Annotated in this window: 20 protein-coding genes, 2 tRNA genes and 1 pseudogene; 19 read left to right on the forward strand and 4 right to left on the reverse strand. The window is 71.6% G+C overall.

The annotated features are described in order from the left end of the window. Positions 1-61: 61 nt before the first annotated feature. On the reverse strand, positions 62-475 hold the full coding sequence (locus tag ABD224_RS22115; RefSeq protein WP_344052574.1) for an SsgA family sporulation/cell division regulator: 414 nt from the start codon (positions 473-475) through the stop codon (positions 62-64). Between the two features lie 191 nt (positions 476-666). Between ABD224_RS22115 and ABD224_RS22120 the strand changes: the two genes are divergently transcribed. The 3 genes from ABD224_RS22120 (at position 667) to ABD224_RS22130 (ending at position 2525) form a co-directional block, all read left to right on the forward strand. After that, complete coding sequence (locus ABD224_RS22120; protein WP_344052576.1) at positions 667-1131, forward strand: TIGR02611 family protein; 465 nt, start codon at positions 667-669, stop codon at positions 1129-1131. A gap of 93 nt (positions 1132-1224) precedes the next feature. Continuing rightward, positions 1225-1296, forward strand: a tRNA-Val gene (locus ABD224_RS22125). A 1157-nt stretch (positions 1297-2453) separates the two neighbouring features. Further along, positions 2454-2525 (forward strand) — tRNA-Val (locus tag ABD224_RS22130). Between the two features lie 61 nt (positions 2526-2586). Here ABD224_RS22130 and ABD224_RS22135 read toward each other — a convergent pair. Beyond that, the gene (locus ABD224_RS22135; RefSeq protein WP_344052578.1) at positions 2587-3315 is read right to left on the reverse strand and encodes a 3'-5' exonuclease; all 729 of its coding nucleotides are present in this window, start codon (positions 3313-3315) and stop codon (positions 2587-2589) included. Positions 3316-3480: 165 nt separating this feature from the next. Here ABD224_RS22135 and ABD224_RS22140 point away from each other — a divergent pair, with 165 nt between their 5' ends. From ABD224_RS22140 to ABD224_RS22155, 4 genes are all read left to right on the forward strand, one after another. Further along, on the forward strand, positions 3481-4047 hold the full coding sequence (locus ABD224_RS22140) for a DUF4365 domain-containing protein (RefSeq protein ID WP_344052581.1): 567 nt from the start codon (positions 3481-3483) through the stop codon (positions 4045-4047). Next, entirely contained in the window at positions 4044-5333 is a 1290-nt protein-coding gene (locus tag ABD224_RS22145; RefSeq protein WP_344052583.1) for a hypothetical protein, read from the forward strand. The genes ABD224_RS22140 and ABD224_RS22145 overlap by 4 nt, the downstream gene beginning before the upstream one ends. 113 nt (positions 5334-5446) lie before the next feature. Beyond that, positions 5447-7423 carry a threonine--tRNA ligase gene (gene thrS / locus ABD224_RS22150; protein WP_344052586.1) on the forward strand — a complete coding sequence of 659 codons (1977 nt, stop codon included), beginning with the start codon at positions 5447-5449 and terminating at the stop codon, positions 7421-7423. An 89-nt stretch (positions 7424-7512) separates the two neighbouring features. After that, positions 7513-8058 (forward strand): HIT family protein, encoded by a 546-nt coding sequence (locus ABD224_RS22155; protein ID WP_344052588.1) that lies wholly within the window; start codon positions 7513-7515, stop codon positions 8056-8058. 70 nt (positions 8059-8128) lie between these two features. Here ABD224_RS22155 and ABD224_RS22160 read toward each other — a convergent pair whose 3' ends face one another. Then, positions 8129-9784, reverse strand: coding sequence for a hypothetical protein (locus ABD224_RS22160; RefSeq protein ID WP_344052590.1), 1656 nt, complete (start codon positions 9782-9784; stop codon positions 8129-8131). Between the two features lie 192 nt (positions 9785-9976). Then, positions 9977-12175: an elongation factor G-like protein EF-G2 gene (locus ABD224_RS22165; protein WP_344052593.1), complete on the reverse strand. Its 2199-nt coding sequence runs from the start codon at positions 12173-12175 to the stop codon at positions 9977-9979. 373 nt (positions 12176-12548) lie between these two features. On the opposite strand from ABD224_RS22165, the pseudogene pgsA reads away from it, so the two are divergent. From pgsA to ABD224_RS22225, 12 genes and pseudogenes are all read left to right on the forward strand, one after another. After that, positions 12549-13278: pseudogene (pgsA, locus tag ABD224_RS22170) on the forward strand (phosphatidylinositol phosphate synthase). After that, positions 13275-14192, forward strand: coding sequence for a phosphatidylinositol mannoside acyltransferase (locus ABD224_RS22175; RefSeq protein ID WP_344052595.1), 918 nt, complete (start codon positions 13275-13277; stop codon positions 14190-14192). Before pgsA ends, ABD224_RS22175 begins: the two are co-directional and overlap by 4 nt. Beyond that, positions 14189-15352: a glycosyltransferase family 4 protein gene (locus ABD224_RS22180; RefSeq protein WP_067399092.1), complete on the forward strand. Its 1164-nt coding sequence runs from the start codon at positions 14189-14191 to the stop codon at positions 15350-15352. The genes ABD224_RS22175 and ABD224_RS22180 overlap by 4 nt, the downstream gene beginning before the upstream one ends. A 45-nt stretch (positions 15353-15397) precedes the next feature. Further along, a complete protein-coding gene (locus ABD224_RS22185; protein ID WP_344052598.1) occupies positions 15398-15940 on the forward strand; it encodes a LemA family protein in 543 nt (180 codons plus the stop codon). Positions 15941-16345: 405 nt separating this feature from the next. Beyond that, entirely contained in the window at positions 16346-17194 is an 849-nt protein-coding gene (gene pdxS / locus ABD224_RS22190) for a pyridoxal 5'-phosphate synthase lyase subunit PdxS (RefSeq protein ID WP_425581033.1), read from the forward strand. Between the two features lie 5 nt (positions 17195-17199). Continuing rightward, positions 17200-17811, forward strand: coding sequence for a pyridoxal 5'-phosphate synthase glutaminase subunit PdxT (pdxT, locus tag ABD224_RS22195; RefSeq protein ID WP_344052602.1), 612 nt, complete (start codon positions 17200-17202; stop codon positions 17809-17811). Positions 17812-17858: 47 nt separating this feature from the next. Further along, entirely contained in the window at positions 17859-18611 is a 753-nt protein-coding gene (locus ABD224_RS22200) for a YebC/PmpR family DNA-binding transcriptional regulator (RefSeq protein ID WP_344052604.1), read from the forward strand. Positions 18612-18738: 127 nt separating this feature from the next. Next, entirely contained in the window at positions 18739-19287 is a 549-nt protein-coding gene (gene ruvC, locus ABD224_RS22205; protein WP_344052606.1) for a crossover junction endodeoxyribonuclease RuvC, read from the forward strand. Next, entirely contained in the window at positions 19284-19889 is a 606-nt protein-coding gene (gene ruvA / locus ABD224_RS22210; protein ID WP_344052608.1) for a Holliday junction branch migration protein RuvA, read from the forward strand. The genes ruvC and ruvA overlap by 4 nt, the downstream gene beginning before the upstream one ends. A 25-nt stretch (positions 19890-19914) precedes the next feature. Further along, positions 19915-20985: a Holliday junction branch migration DNA helicase RuvB gene (ruvB, locus tag ABD224_RS22215; protein WP_344052610.1), complete on the forward strand. Its 1071-nt coding sequence runs from the start codon at positions 19915-19917 to the stop codon at positions 20983-20985. Positions 20986-21147: 162 nt separating this feature from the next. Next, positions 21148-21654, forward strand: coding sequence for a preprotein translocase subunit YajC (gene yajC / locus ABD224_RS22220; protein ID WP_344052612.1), 507 nt, complete (start codon positions 21148-21150; stop codon positions 21652-21654). 394 nt (positions 21655-22048) lie between these two features. Beyond that, a complete protein-coding gene (locus tag ABD224_RS22225; RefSeq protein ID WP_344052614.1) occupies positions 22049-22588 on the forward strand; it encodes an adenine phosphoribosyltransferase in 540 nt (179 codons plus the stop codon). Positions 22589-22703: the final 115 nt, after the last annotated feature.

Raw genomic sequence — 22703 nt, forward strand, 5'->3', positions numbered from 1 at the left:
CCGAGCCGTCTCCCCGAGTGGACGGCAGCGGGCAGTCTTCAGGGCCTCGAGAGGCCTGTCGCTAACTTTCCGCGAGGATGTGCGAGAGCTCCTGATCCAGGTCGAAGTGCTGGTGTTCCGTGCCGGGCGGCACGGCCGCGTCCGTCCGCTTCAGGAAGGACTCCAGGGCCCGCGCCGGGGCCTCGAGCAGAGCCTCGCCTTCCGGGGAGCTCAGAGCGATGCACACGACGCCCTGACCGTGGCTGCGTGATGGCCAGACTCGGACGTCTCCGGTGCCGGTGGGACGGTGGAGCCCCTCGGCGAGGAGGTCGCGGGCGAACACCCACTCGACGGTCTCCTCGGCTCCGGTGTGGAAGGTGGCGTGCACGGCATAGGGGTCGGCCGTGTCGTACCGCAGGCCTGCGGGGACAGGCAGGGAGGACTCGCTCGATACAACGAGGCGCAGGTGCAGCTCGCAGCTGACCGTGGTGTTCATAAGCGCCAGGGCCTTTCGCTCAGTGTGCGCTCGGGGATTCGCACGTCGGCGAAATCGACATGCCACCTACGGTGCCGTTGTAAACCCCTCTGAGAGTTTTGCCTGGCTTTACGTAACTCTTCCGGCCGAGAACCACTTGGTGCGGTACGTCCATTCCGGTGACTGGTTTCTCTCCGGTAGTGTTCAACCGTATGAATACGGGCAGTGACGGACCGGGTGAGACGGCTGTGGCATCGGAGCCGACGAGGACGGAGACCGAGACCGACCGGGCGCGGGACCGGCGTGGACTTGGGTCACGGGCCCCCGCATTCATCCGGTCACGCCCTGTGCTGCACCTGAGCTGGCAGGTCGGGATCTTCGTCGTCGGTCTCGCGGTCGTGGCCGCCGGGGTCGTCATGCTCGCGTTCCCCGGACCGGGCTGGGCCGTGATCTTCGCCGGCATGGCGATCTGGGCGACCGAGTTCGTGTGGGCCCAGATCGTGCTGCGCTGGACCAAGCGCAAGGTCACCGCGATGGCCCAGCGGGCCCTCGACCCCAGGGTGCGTCGCCGCAACATCACCCTGACCGTGATCGGCCTGGTGATCACCGGGGTGCTGTGCGGGGTGTACCTGTGGAAGTTCGGCCTCGTGGTGCCCTGGAACATCGACCACCGGTGACCGGGACCGGCTTTTGGAGGCCGGCCGCCGGGAGCCGGTCGCCGTCCCCGTCCCGAGCACTTCCTGACATGCGGTAATGTTCTCCGTGTGCCCGGGTGATTAGCTCAGCGGGAGAGCGCTTCGTTCACACCGAAGAGGTCACTGGTTCGAACCCAGTATCACCCACCCCGAAACGGCGGCCCGCCTGCGCTCATGCAGGCGGGCCGCCGTCGTTCACGGCGCCCGCCCCGCCGGTCACGAGCCGGGTGCGCCGCCGCACACCCGGCGAGGAACCCCGCCCGGGCCGCCGGAGCGCCTTCGGCCCCTTCCCGCCCGGTGTCCGCGGGCGCGCCCGCATCGGATCATGGCGACATCGGATCATGGCGACGGGCGGCACGGCCGGGGGGATCCGCCGCGGGTGCCGCCAGGAGTGCGGAAAGGCGAACGGTTCCGGGACGAGAAGACCGGCCGGACCGCCGCGTTCTTCGCGAAGAACGCGAAGAGCGCGAAGAACGGGAAGAAGGGGAAGGAGTGCCCGAGGGAGCGGGGTCGGGGCGGACTTTCGGACCCGCCGGTCTTTCCGGGAGAAGTCCGGACGCCGGCACCGGGCGGAAATCCCCGGGCGTTTTCTGAAAATCCATCACATTGCCGCGCGAGAGCGGCAGAAGAGGGGGCAAGGGCGGCAGGAGGGGAGTTCCGCTCGACCCGAAGCCGTGGACCGGCACGGGCGGTCCGCAGCCGGACGGCTTCCGCGCCGGCACCGCCGAGGCCGGCGAGACCGACGGCGGACGGAGCGGCCCTCCGCCCGCGCGGGGGCGCGTGGCCGATGCGCACCGCACGCTCCCTTCCCGAGCTCTTCTTCCCCGAGCCCTCGACCTCTCCCCGAGCAGGGCCCCCGTCCGGCGGCCCTGTCCGGCTCCGCCTCCGGCTGATCCGCGAGGACCGAGCGGACGCGGGGGAGGCCCTGGCGGTCATGGACCCGGCGCGCGCCCGGGGGCCGCCCTGGGGCGCCCTGGGCGGCGGTGGGGCCGGACCCGCCCCGGACGACGGCGCGCGGCGAGGCAGAGGCCGCGGAATCCGCACCGGGCCCGCGCCGTGCAGCGGCACGGCGCCGGAGCGGAAGGCGGCGTTCCCGGGCCCCGGCCCGGGGAACATGTCAAGATCAGCTCGAGATCGGCGCGTCGCTGGGGGCAAACCCCTGCTCAGACGGTTGATCGCGCCTGGCGGACCGTGCTGCGCGTCAGCTCCCGGCCGGTGACGCGCTCCGGACGGTGGAAACCGGCCGCTTCCTCGAAGCGGTTTGGAGGAAGCCCGCCGGGACCTGTATTGTTCAGTGCGTTCCCGGGCGATTAGCTCAGTGGGAGAGCGCTTCGTTCACACCGAAGAGGTCACTGGTTCGAACCCAGTATCGCCCACCCGGAGAAGGCCGGTCCGCCGCGGCGGACCGGCCTTCTCGCATATGTGCGCAGAGGATGTCTACGCGGCCGCCGCCGGGAGCTCCGGACGCAGCGGCCACGACGGATCCACCGTCTCCTCCACCCCGCTGCGCGCGAGCCACGTCTGCAGCCCCCGGGCCTGCGCGGCATGCCACCCGATCTGCAGGGTGTGCAGCTCGGCGGGGGTCAGGCGCTCCAGGTGGGCCGGGAAGCGGCGGCCCAGGGCCCGTACGACCTTCAGCGCGGCCAGCGCGTCCGCCGCCGGGTCGTGCGCCTCGGTCAGCTCGACCCCGTAGTGCGCGCACAGGTCGGCGAGCGTCCGCCGGCCCTTGCGGTAGCGGTCCAGGTGCTTGTCCAGGACCCGCGGATCGAGCACGCACAGCGGCGAGGACTCGAACCAGCGTTGCAGCGACGAGGCCCGGTGACGGCGCAACTCCCGGTCGAGCAGCGTCAGATCGAACGGCGCGTTCATCACCACCAGCGGACGGCCCCGCGCGGCGTGCTCCGCCAGCTGCTCGGCTATCTCGTACATCACCGGCGCCGGCCAGCGCCCGCGGTGCTGCAAAAGCTCCTCCGTCAGCCCGTGCACCGCCGTTGCCGCCTCCGGCACCGGCACACCCGGGTTCACCAGCCAACGGGTCACCCGCGGCCGGAGACCCGGGGCGTCCTGGACGACGACGGCGGCCGACACGATGCGGTCGGTCTCGACGTCGACCCCCGTGGTCTCCGTGTCGAACGCGGCCAGAGGCCCCTCGTACCAGCGCGCCATACGCCCACAACTCCTCGCTCGCCCAGGGCAGATGTACCGTCTTCTGCCTGTTCGGTGATACCCGGGCCGTTTGCGCCGTACGCCGGAAGGACACAACAGGAATACGGGTCCTTGCAGTTCACAGGCTCGCAACGGGGATTCGCCACACGTGGAAGGCTGTTGGTCATGGTGACGGCGCAGCCCGAACGGGGCGGGCTGCTGCCCGGGTGCACCAGCGCCCCGCGGGGCACACTCGCCACCACCGCCTGCATGGAGACACTGCAGGTGGGCTATCTGCACGCGGTCGCCGCCGCGGCCGGCTGCTCGCTGTCCCAGCCCTTTCCCGACAACGGCATCGACTGGCACGTCAGCCACAGCGCCCCCGGGCACACCGTCGACGACGAGGTGACCATCAAGGTGCAGCTGAAGTGCACCTACCAGCTGCCGCCCCACCCCCCGGGCCGGTACTTCTCCTTCACGCTCGACAACGCCCATCTGGTCAAGCTCGCCCGCACCCCGGTCTCGGTGCACAAGATCCTCGTCGTCATGATCGTGCCCCGGTCGCCGGACCAGTGGCTGCAGGCCGGCCACGACCGGCTCGCCCTCAGGCACTGCTGCTACTGGGTCAACCTGGCCGGCCACCCCGTCACCGGCCGGTACCGCACCACCGTGCGGATCCCGACCTCGCGCATCTTCGACGACCGGGCCCTGCGCGAGATCATGGCGCGGGTCGGGAGGGGAGGCCGGCCATGAAGCACCGCCCCCTCGACGAGCCTTCGCGGGCCGCGCGCCCGCACCCCGTCGACGTCCCCTGGAACCGGCGCCCCGGTCCTCCCGCCCCTCCCGAACCCACCGAGGTCGACCCGGCCGTGCTCGGCGCCCTGCTGCACCGGCACGGCTGGCGGCGGCACGGCGGCGCCGGCGGACGCTACGGCCGCTGGACCCCGCCCGGCCCGGCCGGCGCCGGCACGAGCCTGCTGGTGCCGGAGAGCCGCTCCTTCCCCGACAGCGACGACCTGCTCGGCGAGGCACTCGACGCCCTCGCCCGCAGCGGAGCGCCCTCCGCGCGCGCGGTCCTGGTCGCCCTCACCCTGCCCAGTGACGAGATCCGCTGGTGGCGGGACATACCGGACGGCCCGGCCGGCGCCGTCCCCTGGAGCGCCGACGAGCGGCTGCGCGGCGCCGCACGGCAGATGCTGCTCGCCGTCGCGCGCACCACCCGTGCGCGGACCGGCCGCCACGGCGCCCGCCCCCGGCGCCCGGCCGCGTTCCTCGAGCACGTCCTCGTGGACTCCGCGGCCGACGGCCGCCGGCTCACCGCCTTCGTCCCCGTCGACCCCGGACGCCCCCTCGCCGTACGTCTTCACCAGGCCCTGCACGCCGTCCGCGAAGCCGTCGACCACCGGCGGGCCACCGGCAGCATGGACGCCTTCGACAGCGCCGTCCTCGCACGGCACGGGCAGGCCGTCGGCCGTGAACTCACCGAGGCCGTCGCCGCTCTCGTCCGCGGCACCGAGGGCGTCCGGGTGGCCGTCGAGTGGGCGCCCGCCGCGGGCGTTCCCGGGGACTGCGCGGCCCGCGCCGGGGCCGTCGAGTTCTCGCCCGGCGACCTGCCGGTGCTGCGCGAGGCCGGTGCCCGCTGTCTGCACGCCGGACCGCCGGTGCCCGTGCGGATCACCGGCACGGTGGTGCGGATGCGCCGGTCCCGGCCGCACGGCGAGGGCACGGTACGGCTGCGGGTGCTCGCGGGCGCCGAGGCGCGGTACGTCCACCTGACCCTGGGGGAGGAGGACTACCGCGTCGCCGGCCACGCCCATCTGGCCGGACTGCCCGTGCGGGTGCTCGGACGGCTGGAGCACCGGGGCGGCTCGTGCCGGCTCACGGGCGCCTTCGGCGTCGTCCCCGCGCGGGCGGAGGGCGAGGAGCGGGACCGGCCGGTGAAGCCGCCGCAGGAGGACCAGGAGGACCAGGAGGACCAGGGGGACCAGGGGGACGCGGACTTCTGCGAGGAGGCGTGCGGTGGGGACGGCTGCGACTGACCGCGGACGCAGAGTCACCGTTTCGCGGTCGGCGGCCCCGGGTCGGTACGATCCTCTATGGCATGCGCCATGAGCAGTGAGGCGCGCTTCCCACCTTCAGGCAGGAGAGACCGGTGTCAGACGTCCGTGTGATCATCCAACGCGATTCCGAGCGGGAAGAGCGCACGGTGACGACGGGCACGACGGCGGCCGACCTCTTCGCCGGCGAGCGCTCGGTCGTCGCCGCGCGTGTGAACGGCGAACTGAAGGACCTCAGCTACGAGGTCAAGGACGGCGAGACCGTCGAGGGCGTCGAGATCTCCTCCGAGGACGGCCTCAACATCCTGCGCCACTCCACCGCGCACGTCATGGCCCAGGCCGTGCAGGAGCTCTTCCCCGAGGCCAAGCTGGGCATCGGCCCGCCCATCAAGGACGGCTTCTACTACGACTTCGACGTGGACAGGCCGTTCACGCCCGAGGACCTCAAGGCCATCGAGAAGCGCATGCAGGCGATCCAGAAGCAGGGCCAGCGCTTCTCCCGCCGTGTGGTCACCGAGGAGGCCGCCCGCGAGGAACTGGCCGACGAGCCGTACAAGCTGGAGCTGATCGGCCTCAAGGGCTCGGCCTCCAGCGAGGACGGTGCGGACGTCGAGGTCGGTGCCGGCGAGCTGACCATCTACGACAACCTGGACGCCAAGACCGGCGAGCTGCGCTGGAAGGACCTCTGCCGCGGTCCCCACCTGCCCTCGACCCGGCTGATCCCGGCGTTCAAGCTGATGCGCAACGCCTCGGCGTACTGGCGCGGGAACGAGAAGAACAAGCAGCTCCAGCGCATCTACGGCACCGCCTGGCCGTCCAAGGACGAGCTGAAGGCGTACCTGGACTTCCTCGCCGAGGCCGAGAAGCGCGACCACCGCAAGCTGGGCAACGAGCTCGACCTGTTCTCCATCCCCGAGCAGATCGGCTCCGGCCTCGCCGTCTTCCACCCCAAGGGCGGCATCGTCCGCCGCGTGATGGAGGACTACTCGCGCCGCCGTCACGAGGAGGAGGGCTACGAGTTCGTCTACACCCCGCACGCGACCAAGGGGAAGCTCTTCGAGGTCTCGGGCCATCTGGACTGGTACGCCGACGGCATGTACCCGCCCATGCAGCTCGACGAGGGCGTGGACTACTACCTCAAGCCCATGAACTGCCCGATGCACAACCTGATCTTCGGCGCGCGCGGCCGTTCGTACCGTGAACTGCCGCTGCGGCTCTTCGAGTTCGGGACTGTGTATCGCTACGAGAAGTCGGGCGTCGTGCACGGCCTGACCCGTGCCCGCGGCTTCACCCAGGACGACGCGCACATCTACTGCACGCGCGAGCAGATGGCCGACGAGCTCGACAAGACGCTCACCTTCGTGCTGGACCTGCTGAGGGACTACGGCCTGACCGACTTCTACCTGGAGCTGTCCACCAAGGACCCGGAGAAGTACGTCGGGACCGACGAGGCCTGGGAGGAGGCCACCGAGACCCTGCGCCAGGTCGCCGAGAAGCAGAACCTGCCGCTGGTCCCGGACCCGGGCGGCGCGGCCTTCTACGGCCCGAAGATCTCGGTCCAGGCGCGCGACGCGATCGGCCGCACCTGGCAGATGTCGACGGTCCAGCTGGACTTCAACCTGCCGGAGCGCTTCGACCTGGAGTACACGGCCGCGGACGGCTCCAAGCAGCGCCCGGTCATGATCCACCGCGCTCTGTTCGGCTCCATCGAGCGGTTCTTCGCCGTGCTGCTGGAGCACTACGCGGGCGCGTTCCCGGCGTGGCTGGCCCCCGTGCAGGCGGTCGGCATCCCGGTGGGGGAGGCGCATGTGGAGTACCTGGAGAAGTTCGCGGCCGAGGCGCGGAAGAAGGGCCTGCGGATGGAGGTCGACTCCTCCTCGGACCGGATGCAGAAGAAGATCCGCAACGCGCAGAAGCAGAAGGTGCCGTACATGGTGATCGTCGGCGACGACGACATGAACGCGGGCACGGTGTCGTTCCGCTACCGGGACGGATCGCAGAAGAACGGCATCTCCCGTGACGAAGCGCTCGCCGAGATCGTTGACGTGGTGGAGCGCCGCGTGCAGGTGTAGGTGCCCCCGCTGACGCGGGAAGCGGGCCCCCGGGGAAAGATCCCGGGGGCCTTTCCCCTTCCCCCAGGCTGTCGCCCTATGCTGCATGCATGACGAGTGAGCCGGAGCAGCAGCTGGGAGTGGGAACGCCCGATGCGTTCCAGCGTCTGTGGACGCCGCACCGCATGGCCTACATCCAGGGCGAGAACAAACCGAGCGGCCCCGGGGCCGACGACGGCTGTCCCTTCTGCTCGATCCCGGCCAAGTCCGACGAGGACGGACTGATCGTCCAGCGCGGCGAGCACGTGTACGCGGTGCTCAACCTCTACCCGTACAACGGCGGTCACCTCATGGTCGTGCCCTACCGTCATGTCGCCGACTACACCGACCTGACGGACAAGGAGACCGTGGAACTCGCGGAGCTCACCAAGCAGGCCATGAGGGCACTGCGCAGCGCCTCCGGGGCCCATGGCTTCAACCTGGGCATGAACCAGGGCGCGGTCGCGGGTGCCGGCATCGCCGCCCATCTGCACCAGCACGTCGTCCCCCGCTGGGGCGGCGACACCAACTTCCTGCCCGTGATCGGCCACACGAAGGTTCTGCCGCAGCTTCTGGCCGACACCCGCAAGATGCTCGCGGAGGCGTGGCCCGCCTAGGCACAGCCGCACAGACTGCGGATGGGCGTGCCCGCGCCCGTGGTCCGCACCGGCCGTGGGCGGGCACGCCTCACGCGTCGTAGACGTCGGCCTTCTTCGGCGAGACCTCCTGCACCCCTCCGCTGAGGGCCGCCGCCCGGGAGCCGAACTTCTCGACGTCCACGCCGTTCTCCTTGAGGACCTTGAGCGCGGCCGCGTGCACCACTCGCAGCACCGGAGTGGCGGCACGCAGCGCGTCGTCGGCCATGAAGCGGTGCCGCCAGGGCTGGTCGGCCCAGACGTGCCGCAGACCGAAGGGCTCGGGCAGGGTGAGACCGCCGCCGAGCCAGTTCAGCAGGGGCGGGTACCAGGTCAGGGGAGCGCGGGCGGCGAGCCGCACCACCTCGTCGGTGTCGACCAGGGGCAGCTTCACCTTGCGGGTCTCCCAGAACCGGAGCGCCTTTTGGACCTCCTTCTCCTTGGCCGCCGGTTTCTCGTTGAACAAGGGGTGGACCGGTCCCAGGGCATGGCCGGTGACCTCGATGCGCAGGGTCTCGTGCAGCACCGTCACGGTGACCAGCATGGTGATCACCAAGTGGCCGTCCCAGAGCGTCCACTGCACGCCGAGATAGTGCCGGTCACCGCTGCCGAACTGCTGCTTGTTGCAGATCTCCTGCACGGCGTGCGTCTTGACGGTGTACGCGTCGACATCCGTGCCGCTCGGCCGGGAGACCGACGTCGCGTTCTCCCCGATCGGGGTGACGATCCAGTGCTTGATGGACGGCTTGGGGAAGCCGCCGGTGTTGATGGGCGTGCGTTCCAGCATCGCCAGGCCGCCCTGGATCGCGGTGATGACGTCCCAGCTGCGGAAGGGGTGGAACTCCTTGCCCGGCTCGGCGGAGACCAGTTCCTCGGCCAGCTGCCAGCTGCCCCAGCGCGTGCCCATGCCGAGGATGCCCTTGGGGCCGGCGTAGAAGACGGAGTTGGACTGCTGCTCGGCGCTGAGGCGGGCGAGCTCCTTGCGTATCTGCTCGGCCGCGTCACCGGGGCTGCCCGGTACGGCCTCGGGGATCTTCGCCCCCACACCGCCGCCGGAGAGCAGGCCCTCCCAGCGCTCCCGCAGTTCGCGTGCCGAGCGTTCGCAGATCCGTTTGGCCCAGAACCAGCCGACGACCGGCAGGACGATCGCCGCGCGCGCGTACCACGCCCAGAAGCCGGTGAAGGGCATTCTGAGCAGGAGGACCACGGCGAGGACGCCCGCGGCGACCAGCAGGGCGGTGGCGCGGGCGCCGGCCCGCTTGTCCTCCCGCTTGCCGATGCGGGAGCGCAGGGTGAACACCAGCAGCCACACGAGGAAGCCGGGCAGGACGAGCACCCCGCACAGCACCGTCACCGCCGTGAGCCTCAGGTCGCGCTCCCGGCGGAGGTGCTGGGCCGCCAGGCAGTGCTCGACCACGACCTGGGGTTCGACGCCGAAGGACTGGATGACCGGTGCGCGTCCGGCGCCCAGCATGCGGTCGATCACCGCACGGGAGAAGGCCTCGCCGAGCCGGGGCCGGAAGATCTTCGCCCAGGGGCGCGGCGGTTTGACCGTCGTCTTGTACCGGTCGTTGTTGGCCTCGAGGATCTTGGTGACCTCGTCGTCCCGGTAGGCCGCCGAGGCCAGGGCGCAGGTCGCCGCCGTCTGCCCCGCCGCTCCCGTCAGGGGCACCTGTGCCCCTGGACCGAAATCGGATGCCTCCGTCACTGCCGCCCCCCTCTGCCGCCGTACCTGCCTTGCGGCATTCCCGACTTCCCGGCCCCGCACACCTGTTGATCAGGTCATCAGGGTAGCGGCCGCCGCGGGCACGGGCAGGCGGACGGCCGAAGCCGTCCGCCTGTTCGGAACGAGGCGTTCCGGAGCCCGGGTTGTGCGCCCGGCGCGGTCATGGGGCGTCAACTACGAGGCCTCACGCTCCTGTTGCCGGACCCGTTCGGCCACCTGCGGCGGCATCGGCTCGTGCCGTACGTAGCGGCGGTCGAAGCGGGCCGTGCCGTGCGACAGGGAGCGCAGGTCGATCGCATACCGGTCGATCTCGATCTCGGGCACCTCGGCCCGGACGAGGGTCCGGCCGTTGCCCACCTGTTCGGTGCCCAGCAGCCGGCCGCGCCGGCCGGACAGGTCGCTCATGACGGGGCCCACGTAGTCGTCGCCGACCAGCACGGTCACCTCGGCGACCGGCTCCAGCAGATGGATCCTGACGTCAGCCGCGGCCTCCCGCAGCGCCAGCGCACCGGCCGTCTGGAACGCGGCGTCGGAGGAGTCCACCGAGTGGGCCTTGCCGTCGAGGAGCGTGACCCGGACGTCGGTCAGCGGATGGCCGGCGGCGACTCCCTTGGCGGCCTGGGCCCGTATGCCCTTCTCCACCGACGGGATGTACTGCCGGGGCACCGCCCCGCCGACCACCTTGTCGACGAACTCGATGCCCGAGCCGCCCGGCAGCGGTTCCACCTCGATCTCGCAGATGGCGTACTGCCCGTGCCCGCCGGACTGCTTGACGTGCCGGCCGCGTCCGGTGGACCGCTGGGCGAACGTCTCCCGCAGGGCGACCCGGTGCGGTACGACGTCGACCTGGACGCCGTAACGGCTGCGCAGCCGCTCCAGGGCGACGTCGGCGTGCGCCTCGCCCAGGCACCACAGCACGACCTGGTGGGTGTCCTGGTTCTGCTCCAGGCGCATCGTCGGGTCCTCCGCGACCAGCCGGGCCAGGCCCTGGGAGAGCTTGTCCTCGTCCGGTTTGCTGTGCGCCCGGATGGCCAGCGGCAGCAGCGGCTCGGGCATCTGCCAGGGCTCCATCAGCAGCGGGTCGTCCTTGGCGGAGAGCGTGTCGCCGGTCTCCGCACGGTTCAGCTTCGCCACGCACGCGAGGTCGCCCGCGACGGCGTGCGGCACCGGGCGCTGCTGCTTGCCGAACGGCATGGTCAGGGCGCCGACCCGTTCGTCGACGTCGTGGTCCTCGTGCCCGCGGTCGGTCAGCCCGTGCCCGGAGACGTGCACCGTCTGGTCGGGGCGCAGGGTGCCGGAGAAGACACGGACCAGGGAGATCCGGCCGACGTACGGGTCGGAGGAGGTCTTGACGACCTCGGCGACCAGCGGCCCGCCGGGGTCGCACGGCTTCAGCGCGCGCGGCTTGCCGTCGATGGTGGTGACGGCGGGCATCTCGCGCTCCAGCGGAGTGGGGAAGCCGCCGGTGATCAGCTCCAGGAGCTCCACCGTGCCGATGCCCTGCCGGGCGCCGTCGACCGCGGGGGCGGCGGCCAGGACGGGGAAGAACGTCCCGCGCGCGACGGCCCGTTCCAGGTCCCCGACGAGTGTCTTGACGTCGATCTGCTCACCGCCGAGATAGCGGTCCATGAGGAGCTCGTCCTCGCTCTCGGAGATGATCCCCTCGATGAGCCGGTTGCGGGCCTCCTCCAGCCACGGCAGCTGCTCCTTGCCGGGCTCGGACTCCTTGCGCTCCCCGGTGGAGTAGTCGAACAGTTTCTGCGTCAGCAGCCCGGCCAGCCCGGTCACGGGCGCGTGCCCGTCGGAGCTTCGCGGCCCGTACAGCGGCAGATACAGCGGCAGGACCGCGTCGGGGTCGTCCGCGCCGAACGCCTCCGCGCACACCCGCGTCATCTCCTCGAAGTCGGCGCGGGCGGCCTCCAGGTGGGTGACCACGATGGCGCGCGGCATGCCGACGGCCGCGCACTCCTCCCACACCATGCGGGTCGAGCCGTTCACGCCGTCGGAGGCGGAGACGACGAAAAGGGCCGCGTCCGCGGCGCGCAGACCGGCCCTGAGCTCCCCGACGAAGTCGGCGTAGCCGGGGGTGTCCAGAAGGTTGATCTTGATGCCGTTCCACTCGACGGGCACCAGGGAGAGCTGCACCGAGCGCTGCTGCCGGTGCTCGATCTCGTCGTAGTCCGAGAGGCTGCCGCCGTCCTCCACGCGGCCCGCCCGGTTCACCGCTCCCGCCGTCAGCGCGAGAGCTTCCACCAGAGTCGTCTTGCCCGACCCGGAGGGGCCGACCAGCACCACATTCCGTATGGATGCGGGATGGTCGGCCGCCACTGCCCTGCCGGCGGCTCCGGGGTGTGCTTGCGCCTTGTCGCCCATGATCCTGCCCTCCCGTGCACGGTGAGGTCGCTGGGGGCGCGGACACGCGGCACCGCGTCACCGGCGGCTCCTGCGACGCCCGCGGTTCTTCGAGCTTTCCACTCCCGTCACGCGGCGTCCATACGAGGGACCCGATCCCGCCGTCCGCCGGCACGCGCCGTGTCCGCCGCCGCGGGCAGGGGCCTTTGTCCGGCCCGGACCGGATTCCTCCGTCCGGACCGGTCAGGGGCGGTGCCCGGGGCCCGCGGGCCCGGCACGACCGGGGGAGACCGGGGAGAGGCCGGGGGGAGACCGGGGGAGACCGGGGGAGACCGGGGGGAGAAGTCCCCCGGGACGGGTGCCCGGCCTTTGCGTACGCGCGTGCGTGACTACGATGGGCCAGCCGGTGGCCAGCAGGGGCCGCCCGGCGAACACCGACCCTCGGGAAGGCCATGCTGAACAAGTACGCGCGTGCATTCTTCACGCGTGTCCTCACGCCGTTCGCCGCGTTCCTCATCCGCCGGGGCGTGAGCCCGGACACGGTCACACTGATCGGGACGGCCGGGGTGGTCGCGGGCGCGCTGGTCTTCTACCCCAGGGGCGAGTTCTTCTGGGGCACGGTCGTGATCACGCTGTTCGTGTTCTCCGACCTCGTCGACGGCAACATGGCCCGCCAGCTGGGCCGCTCCAGCCGCTGGGGCGCCTTCCTGGACTCCACGCTCGACCGGGTCGCCGACGGTGCGATCTTCGGCGGGTTCGCCCTGTGGTACGCGGGGCAGGGCGACGACACCGTGCTGTGCGCGGTGTCGATCTTCTGCCTGGCCAGCGGCCAGGTCGTGTCGTACACCAAGGCCCGGGGCGAGTCGATCGGCCTGCCCGTCGCCGTCAACGGGCTGGTCGAGCGGGCCGAACGGCTGGTGGTCTCGCTGGTCGCGGCCGGGTTCGCGGGCCTGCACACGTTCGGTGTGCCGGGCATCCAGCACCTGCTGCCGGTCGGCCTGTGGATCGTCGCCGTCGGCAGCCTGATCACGCTGATCCAGCGGGTCGTCACCGTCCGTCGCGAGTCGGCCGAGGCGGAGGCCGCCGAGGGCCGGCCGGGGCAGGGAAGCGAGGCGGCGAAGTGAACCTCCGGGACCGGCTCACCGACGGGCTGTACGGCCTGGGCTGGAGCACCGTCAAGAAGCTGCCCGAACCGGTCGCCGTCCAGCTGGGCCGTACCCTCGCCGACCTCACCTTCCGGCAGGGCGGCAGGGGAGTGAGGCAGCTGGCGCGCAACTACGCGCGCGTGGTGCCCGACGCGACCCCCGAGCGCCTGGCCGAGCTCACGCGCGCGGGCATGCGCTCGTACCTGCGCTACTGGATGGAGTCGTTCCGGCTGCCGGCCTGGAGCGCCGAGCGGATCAGGGCCGGTTTCGAGCCCAAGGGCCTGCACCACCTGACCGACGGCCTCGCGGCCGGCAAGGGCGTCGTCCTCGCCCTGCCCCACCTGGCCAACTGGGACCTGGCCGGCGCCTGGGTCACCACCGAGCTGGGCATTCCGTTCACGACCGTCGCCGAGCGCCTGAGGCCGGAGACGCTCTACGACCGGTTCGTCGCCTACCGCGAGGGCCTGGGCATGGAGGTCCTGCCGCACAGCGGTGGTTCCGCGTTCGGCACGCTGGCCCGGCGGCTGCGCGACGGCGGGCTGGTCTGCCTGGTCGCCGACCGCGACCTGTCCGCCTCCGGGCTGGAGGTGGAGTTCTTCGGCGAGACGGCCCGGATGCCCGCCGGGCCCGCCCTGCTCGCCCTGCAGACGGGCGCCCGGCTGCTGCCCGCCACGCTCTGGTACGACGACTCGCCCGTCATGCGGGGCTGCGTCCATCCCCCGATCGAGGTGCCCGCGACAGGTACACGGGCCGAGAAGGCGTCTGTCATGACACAGGCACTGGCCGATGCCTTCGCCACGGGGATCGCCGAGCATCCGGAGGACTGGCACATGCTGCAACGGTTGTGGCTCACGGACCTGCGACCCGGCCCGGCACGCGGGGAGCGCACGTGAGGATCGGCCTCGTCTGCCCCTACTCCTGGGACGTCCCGGGCGGCGTCCAGTTCCACATCCGCGACCTGGCCGAGTACTTCATCGGCCTGGGCCACGAGGTGTCCGTGCTCGCCCCCGCCGACGACGACACCCCGCTGCCGCCCTACGTCGTCTCGGCCGGCCGCGCGGTCCCGGTGCCGTACAACGGTTCGGTGGCCCGGCTCAACTTCGGCTTCCTGTCGGCGGCCCGGGTACGGCGCTGGCTCCACGAGGGCCGCTTCGACGTGATCCACATCCATGAGCCGACCTCGCCGTCCCTGGGGCTGCTGGCCTGCTGGGCGGCCCAGGGCCCGATCGTCGCCACCTTCCACACCTCGAACCCCAGATCGAGGGCGATGATCGCCGCGTACTCGATCCTCCAGGCCGCCCTGGAGAAGATCAGCGCCCGGATCGCGGTCAGCGAGTACGCCCGGCGCACCCTCGTCGAACACCTCGGCGGGGACGCGGTGGTCATCCCCAACGGCGTCGACGTCGACTTCTTCGCCCGGGCCGAGCCCCGGCCCGAGTGGCAGGGGAACACGATCGGCTTCATCGGCCGCATCGACGAGCCCCGCAAGGGCCTGCCCGTGCTGATGAAGGCCCTGCCGGCGATCCTCGCCGCCCGCCCGGACACCCGCCTGCTGGTCGCGGGCCGCGGCGACGAGAAGGAGGCGGTGGAGGGCCTGCCCGGGGAACTGCGCTCGCGCGTCGAGTTCCTGGGCATGATCAGCGACGAGGACAAGGCCCGTTTCCTGCGCAGCATCGACCTGTACATCGCCCCCAACACCGGCGGCGAGTCATTCGGCATCATCCTCGTCGAGGCCATGTCCGCCGGCGCCCCGGTCCTCGCCTCCGACCTCGACGCCTTCGCCCAGGTCCTCGACCAGGGAAAGGCCGGCGAGCTCTTCGCCAACGAGGACGCGGACGCCCTGGCCGAGGCGGCTGTACGCCTGCTGTCCGACCCCGCCCGCCGTGCCGAGCTCCGGGAGCGCGGCAGCTCCCACGTCCGCCGCTACGACTGGTCGACGGTCGGCGCCGACATCCTGTCCGTCTACGAGACGGTGACGGCGGGCGCGGCGGCGGTGGCGGCGGACGAGCGGACGACGGGGCTGCGGGCGCGGCTGGGGCTGGCACGGGACTGACGCCCGGGGCATACGAGGCCGCACGGGCCGATAGCCTTGCCGCCTGTGACCGCAACCCTTGTCTGGATCCTTGTCGCGCTGGTCGCCATCGGCCTGTACCTGAGCTGGACGGCGGGGCGGCTGGACCGGCTGCACGCCCGTATCGACGCCGCCCGTGCCGCGCTCGACGCCCAGCTGCTGCGCCGTGCCTCCGTGGCCCAGGAGCTGGCCACCTCCGGGGTGCTCGACCCGGCCGCCTCGATCGTGCTCTACGAGGCCGCCCATGCCGCCCGGCAGGCCGAGGAGGACCAGCGGGAGGTCGCCGAGAGCGAGCTGAGCCAGGCCCTGCGGGCCGTGTTCGCCGAGGTGCAGCAGCTGGAGGCGGTCCGCGAGGCGCCCGGAGGGGAGGAGGCGGTCCGCGAGCTGGCCGAGGCCGTGCGCAGGGTGCCGATGGCCCGCCGGTTCCACAACGACGCCGTCGGCGCGGCCCGCAGGCTCCGCGAGCACCGCAAGGTCCGCTGGTTCCGCCTGGCCGGCCACGCCCCCTTCCCCATGGCCTTCGAAATGGACGACGAACCCCCGGCGGTGCTGTTGGACCGGTCGGCCTGAGAGCCCCCTGTGATCTCCGCGATCCCCGCGATCTCGCGATCCCCGGCCCCGGGGCCCGCCGCCCGTGGTGCGGCACACGGGGAGCGGTGGCCCTCGGGAGGGGCCTCAGAAGGGAAAGGGCCTCAGAGAGGGCCTCAGAGAGGGCCTCAGAGAGGGGCTTCAGAAGGGAGGCGGAGGAACCGGAGGGGCCGGAAGGATCGGAGGGGGAACCGAGGGATCAGCGGTGGATCGGAAGGAAAAAGGATCCACCGGGTTTCCATTGGCCCTTGCCGTGGACTGGTTCACTCACGTTTCCTCGGCGGTGCACCAAACCCTCTTTTCCACTGAGTGAGGTCACCCGTGTCCACCACGATTTCCGACTCCGCCCAGACCCCTGAGACCGGCACCGCGCGGGTGAAGCGCGGCATGGCCGAGCAGCTCAAGGGCGGCGTGATCATGGACGTCGTCACACCGGAGCAGGCGAAGATCGCCGAGGACGCGGGCGCCGTCGCCGTCATGGCCCTGGAGCGGGTCCCGGCCGACATCCGCAAGGACGGCGGAGTGGCCCGCATGTCCGACCCGGACATGATCGAGAGCATCATGGACGCCGTCTCCATCCCGGTCATGGCCAAGGCCCGCATCGGTCACTTCGTCGAGGCCCAGGTCCTGCAGGCCATCGGCGTCGACTACATCGACGAGTCCGAGGTCCTCACCCCGGCCGACGAGGTCAACCACTGCGACAAGTGGGCCTTCACCACGCCCTTCGTCTGCGGCGCCACCAACCTGGGCGAGGCCCTGCGCCGTATCGCCGAGGGCGCGGCCATGATCCGCTCCAAGGGCGAGGCCGGCACCGGCAACGTCGTCGAGGCCGTCCGCCACCTGCGTCAGATCAAGAACGACATCGCCCGTCTGCGCGGCCTGGACCACCACGAGCTGTACGCCGCCGCCAAGGAGCTGCGCGCTCCCTACGAGCTGGTCAAGGAGGTCGCCGAGCTGGGCAAGCTGCCGGTGGTGCTGTTCTCCGCCGGTGGTGTGGCCACCCCGGCCGACGCCGCGCTGATGCGTCAGCTCGGCGCCGAGGGCGTCTTCGTCGGCTCCGGCATCTTCAAGTCCGGCGACCCGGCCAAGCGCGCCGCCGCCATCGTGAAGGCCACCACCTTCTACGACGACCCCAAGGTCGTCGCGGAGGTCTCCCGCAACCTCGGCGAGGCCATGGTCGGCATCAACTGCGACACCCTCCCCGAGTCCGAGCGCTACGCCAACCGCGGCTGGTAAGCCCCATGACCGACGAAGCCCCTGTCATCGGTGTCCTGGCCCTCCAGGGCGACGTACGGGAGCACCTTGCCGCCCTGGCCGCGGCCGGCGCCGTGGCCAGGCCGGTGCGGCGCCCCGAAGAGCTTGCCGGGGTCGACGGCCTGGTCCTTCCCGGCGGAGAGTCCACCACCATCTCCAAGCTGGCCGTTCTCTTCGGCGTGATGGAGCCGCTCCGCGCACGGGTGCGCGCCGGCATGCCCGTCTACGGCACCTGCGCCGGCCTGATCATGCTCGCCGAGAAGATCCTCGACCCGCGCGCGGGCCAGGAGACCGTCGGCGGAATCGACATGATCGTGCGCCGTAACGCCTTCGGGCGGCAGAACGAGTCCTTCGAGGCGGCCGTCGAGGTCAAGGGCCTTGCGGGCGGCCCGGTGGAGGGCGTCTTCATCCGCGCTCCCTGGGTCGAGTCCGTCGGCGCGGGAGTCGAGGTGCTCGCCGAGTACGACGGCCACATCGTCGCGGTCCGTCAGGGCAACGCACTGGCCACGTCCTTCCACCCGGAACTGACCGGCGACCACCGTGTGCACGCCCTGTTCACCGACATGGTGCGCACAAGCCGGGCACCGGAGTCCTTGTAGGATTCCTGCGTTCGTACGAAGACGGGTTACGCGAAGGAGACAGGCAGATGGCCGGCCACTCCAAATGGGCCACGACGAAGCACAAGAAGGCCGTCCTCGATGCCAAGCGCGGCAAACTCTTCGCGAAGCTGATCAAGAACATCGAAGTCGCGGCCAGGCTGGGCGGTGCCGATCCTGACGGCAATCCGACGCTGTACGACGCCATTCAGAAGGCCAGGAAACAGTCGGTCCCGAACAAGAACATCGAGTCCGCGGTCAAGCGCGGCGCGGGCCTGGAGGCCGGCGGTGCCGACTACGAGACGATCATGTACGAGGGCTACGGCCCGAACGGCGTCGCGATGCTCATCGAGTGCCTCACCGACAACCGCAACCGCGCCGCCTCCGACGTGCGTGTCGCCATGACCCGCAACGGGGGCTCCATGGCCGACCCGGGCTCGGTGTCGTACCTGTTCAACCGCAAGGGCGTCGTGATCGTCCCCAAGAACGGGCTGACCGAGGACGACATCCTGGCCGCCGTCCTGGACGCGGGCGCCGAGGAGGTCAACGACCTCGGGGAGAGCTTCGAGGTGATCAGCGAGGCCGGCGACCTGGTCGCGGTCCGCACCGCCCTGCAGGACGCCGGCATCGACTACGACTCCGCCGAGGCCAACTTCGTCCCGACCATGCAGGTCCAGCTGGACGAGGAGGGCGCCCGGAAGATCTTCAAGCTGATCGACGCGCTCGAGGACAGCGACGACGTGCAGAACGTCTTCGCCAACTTCGACGTCAGCGACGAGATCATGGAGAAGGTCGGCGCGTGACGCCACCGCGGGCGTCGCGGGATTTCGACGGGCCGGCGGGACACTCCCGCCGGCCCGTCCCTGTGCGGCCGTTGTCGGTGGCACCCGATAGCCTGCACGAACAGGCGATTGTCGGGAGGGGATGCGCGTGCGCGTACTGGGGGTGGACCCCGGGCTGACCCGGTGCGGTGTCGGCGTCGTCGAGGGCGTCGCGGGCCGGCCGCTGACCATGCTCGGCGTCGGTGTCGTCCGCACCCCCGTGGACGCCGATCTGAGCCACCGCCTCCTCGCCGTCGAGCAGGGCATCGAACAGTGGCTGGACGAGCACCGCCCCGACTGCGTCGCCGTGGAGCGCGTCTTCAGCCAGCACAACGTGCGCACCGTCATGGGCACCGCCCAGGCCAGTGCCGTGGCCATGCTCTGCGCGGCCCGCCGCGGCATCCCCGTCGCCCTGCACACCCCCAGCGAGGTCAAGGCCGCCGTCACCGGCAGCGGCAGCGCCGGCAAGGCACAGGTCGGCGCCATGGTCACCCGGCTGCTGCGGCTCGGCGCACCGCCGAAGCCGGCCGACGCCGCCGACGCCCTCGCCCTCGCCATCTGCCACATCTGGCGCGCCCCCGCGCAGAACCGGCTCCAGCAGGCCGTCGCCCTGCACGCGGCCACCGCACCGACGACCACGAAAGGCCGTACGTCATGATCGCCTTCGTCAGCGGCACCGTCGCCGCGCTCGCCCCCGACGCCGCGGTGGTCGAGGTCGGCGGCGTCGGCATGGCCGTGCAGTGCACCCCGAACACACTGTCCACGCTCCGCCTCGGCCAGCCGGTCAAGCTCGCCACCTCCCTCGTCGTACGGGAGGACTCGCTGACCCTGTACGGCTTCGCGGACGACGACGAGCGCCAGGTCTTCGAGCTGCTGCAGACCGCCAGCGGGGTCGGACCGCGCCTGGCCCAGGCGATGCTGGCCGTCCACACCCCCGACGCCCTGCGCCGGGCTGTCGCCCATGGCGACGAGAAGGCGCTCACCGCCGTCCCCGGCATCGGCAAGAAGGGCGCCCAGAAGCTCCTGCTGGAACTCAAGGACCGGCTCGGCGAACCGGTCGGCGCCCCCGCGGCCGGCGCACCGGCCGCCCAGGGCTGGCGCGACCAGCTGCACGCCGCCCTGGTCGGCCTCGGGTACACCACCCGGGAGGCCGACGAGGCGGTCGCCGCCGTGGCACCGCAGGCCGAGGCCGCCGGGGGCACCCCCCATGTGGGCCGGTTGCTGAAGGCGGCCCTGCAGACCCTGAACCGAGCCCGCTGACCCACCACTTCCCGAGGCACATCACATGAACTGGGACGACACGACCGGCACCCCCGCCGCCGAGCGGATCGTCGGCGCGTCCGCCGACCATGAGGACCAGGCCGTCGAGGCCGCCCTGCGCCCCAGGACCCTGAGCGAGTTCATCGGCCAGGAAAGGGTCCGCGAACAGCTCGACCTCGTCCTGCGCGCCGCACGCGCACGCGGGGCCACCGCCGACCACGTCCTGCTCTCCGGCGCCCCCGGCCTCGGCAAGACCACCCTGTCCATGATCATCGCGGCCGAGATGGGCGCCCCCATCCGCATCACCTCCGGCCCCGCCATCCAGCACGCCGGCGACCTCGCGGCGATCCTCTCCTCCCTCCAGGAGGGAGAGGTCCTCTTCCTCGACGAGATCCACCGCATGTCGCGGCCCGCCGAGGAGATGCTCTACATGGCCATGGAGGACTTCCGCGTCGACGTCGTCGTCGGCAAGGGCCCCGGTGCCACCGCCATCCCGCTCGAACTGCCCCCGTTCACCCTGGTCGGCGCCACCACCCGCGCGGGCCTGCTGCCGCCCCCGCTGCGCGACCGCTTCGGCTTCACCGCGCACATGGAGTTCTACGAGCCCGCCGAGCTGGAGCGCGTCGTGCACCGCTCGGCACGCCTGCTCGACGTCGAGATCGAGGCCGACGGCGCCGCCGAGATCGCCGGCCGCTCCCGGGGCACCCCGCGCATCGCCAACCGCCTGCTGCGCCGCGTCCGTGACTATGCGCAGGTCAAGGCCGACGGAGTCATCACGCGCGAGATCGCCGCGGCGGCCCTCGCCGTCTACGAGGTCGACGCCCGCGGTCTGGACCGGCTCGACCGGGCCGTCCTCGAGGCCCTGCTGAAGCTGTTCGGCGGCGGCCCGGTGGGTCTGTCGACGCTCGCGGTCGCCGTGGGTGAGGAGCGCGAGACCGTGGAGGAGGTCGCCGAGCCCTTCCTCGTCCGTGAGGGCCTGCTCGCCCGCACCCCGCGCGGCCGTGTCGCCACTCCCGCCGCCTGGGCCCACCTCGGCCTGACTCCGCCCGGCTCACCGGCCGCGGGAACCGGACAACAGGACCTGTTCGGGACGTGAGAGCGGCGGCATTGGCCCAAGGAGGAACCCAGGTGTCATGCTGAGCGTTGTTCCTTGCGCGCGGACTCGCCTAGACTCCGCCGGTGCCGCCTTGTCGGCAGTTCCAGATCCCCCATCCATCAGGCCGCTCTCCACGCGGTCGTGTGAAGGAAGTTCCGACCCGTGAGTCTCGTGACCCTCCTCCCGTTCATCGTGCTCATCGGGGCCATGTTCCTGATGACCCGGTCGGCCAAGAAGAAGCAGCAGCAGGCCGAGGAAATGCGGAACCGGATGCAGCCCGGCAATGGTGTCCGCACCATCGGGGGCATGTACGCAACGGTCAAGGAGGTCAACGACGACACGGTCCTCCTTGACGCCGGCCCCGGTGTCGAGCTGCTCTTCGCCAAGAACGCGATCGGGGCCGTCCTCTCCGACGACGAGTACAACCGCATCGTCCACGGCATCGAGCACGACCTGCAGTCCGAGGTCGACGTCGTTCCCGACGACGCCTCCTCCCTCACCGGGACCGACGAGCCCGCCGACGCCTCCGGCGCCTCCGACGGCAAGTCCGTCGACCTCGGCAAGAAGGACGGCACGAAGGACGCGGACGGCGGACCGGCCGACAGCGCCGCCGAGAAGACGGCGGAGGAAGCGCCGAAGAAGACCGACGGCGACTCCGACGCGAAGTAGTCACCACCCGGGGCGCGCGGCAGGGTCCGCGCGCCCCGGGACGTGTCCGCTTCGCGAGGGGTTCCGGCCTCACGCACGGCCGCCGGGGCCCGGCAGGGCCGTGCGGTCACCGGCGTCCGGAGGACGGACGCCCTCCCGTCTTTCTCCCGGGCAGCGGTTTCGGCGACGCCGGCAGCAGGCCCCGGAAGCGGTACGCCATGCCGGACCGCGGCAAGCGGGCCGTGCGCGCCCCCGCCGGCAGGAAGCGCGTGCCGCCCACGGAGGCGGCCGTCGCCCGCGGCCGGAACGCGCGGGGCCCATGGCAGAAGCACCTGCCCGGACCCGCCGCGGCGGATCCGGGCCACCAGCCCGTCTCCCGCGGCCGGGGCCGCGGCCGACTCTCAGAAAGACGTCGATGACCGACATCCAGGAACTGCTGCTCAGCCGCATCCGTGACGTGGCCGACTATCCGCAGCCGGGAGTGATGTTCAAGGACATCACCCCGCTTCTGGCGGACCCGGCGGCGTTCACCGCGCTCACCGATGCGCTGGCGGAGGTGGGCACCCGCCAGGGGGCGACGAAGGTCGTCGGTCTGGAGGCCCGCGGCTTCATCCTCGGCGCCCCGGTCGCCCTCCGGGCGGGCCTCGGCTTCATCCCCGTGCGCAAGGCGGGCAAGCTCCCCGGAGCGACGCTCAGCCAGGCGTACGACCTGGAGTACGGCTCGGCGAGGATCGAGGTGCACGCGCAGGACCTGAGCGCCGACGACCGGGTCCTGGTCGTCGACGACGTCCTCGCCACGGGAGGCACCGCCGAAGCCTCCGTCCAGCTCATCCGCCGGGCCGGCGCGGAGGTCGCCGGGGTGGCGGTCCTGATGGAACTGAGCTTCCTCGGCGGACGCGAGCGACTGGAACGTGTCCTTGCCGGGGCACCGCTGGAGGCCATGCTCCGCATCTGAGCATCCCGCACCCCGCCCCGCCGGGCTTTTGCCTCAGGTCCCGGGAGGGAGGGGCGCCGTCATCCCGCAGAAACCCCGCAAGAGCGGACAACTCCGCGGGGACCCATAAAGACGG

The organism is Streptomyces thermoalcalitolerans, assembly GCF_039525155.1.
In the GTDB taxonomy this organism is placed as follows: domain Bacteria; phylum Actinomycetota; class Actinomycetes; order Streptomycetales; family Streptomycetaceae; genus Streptomyces; species Streptomyces thermovulgaris.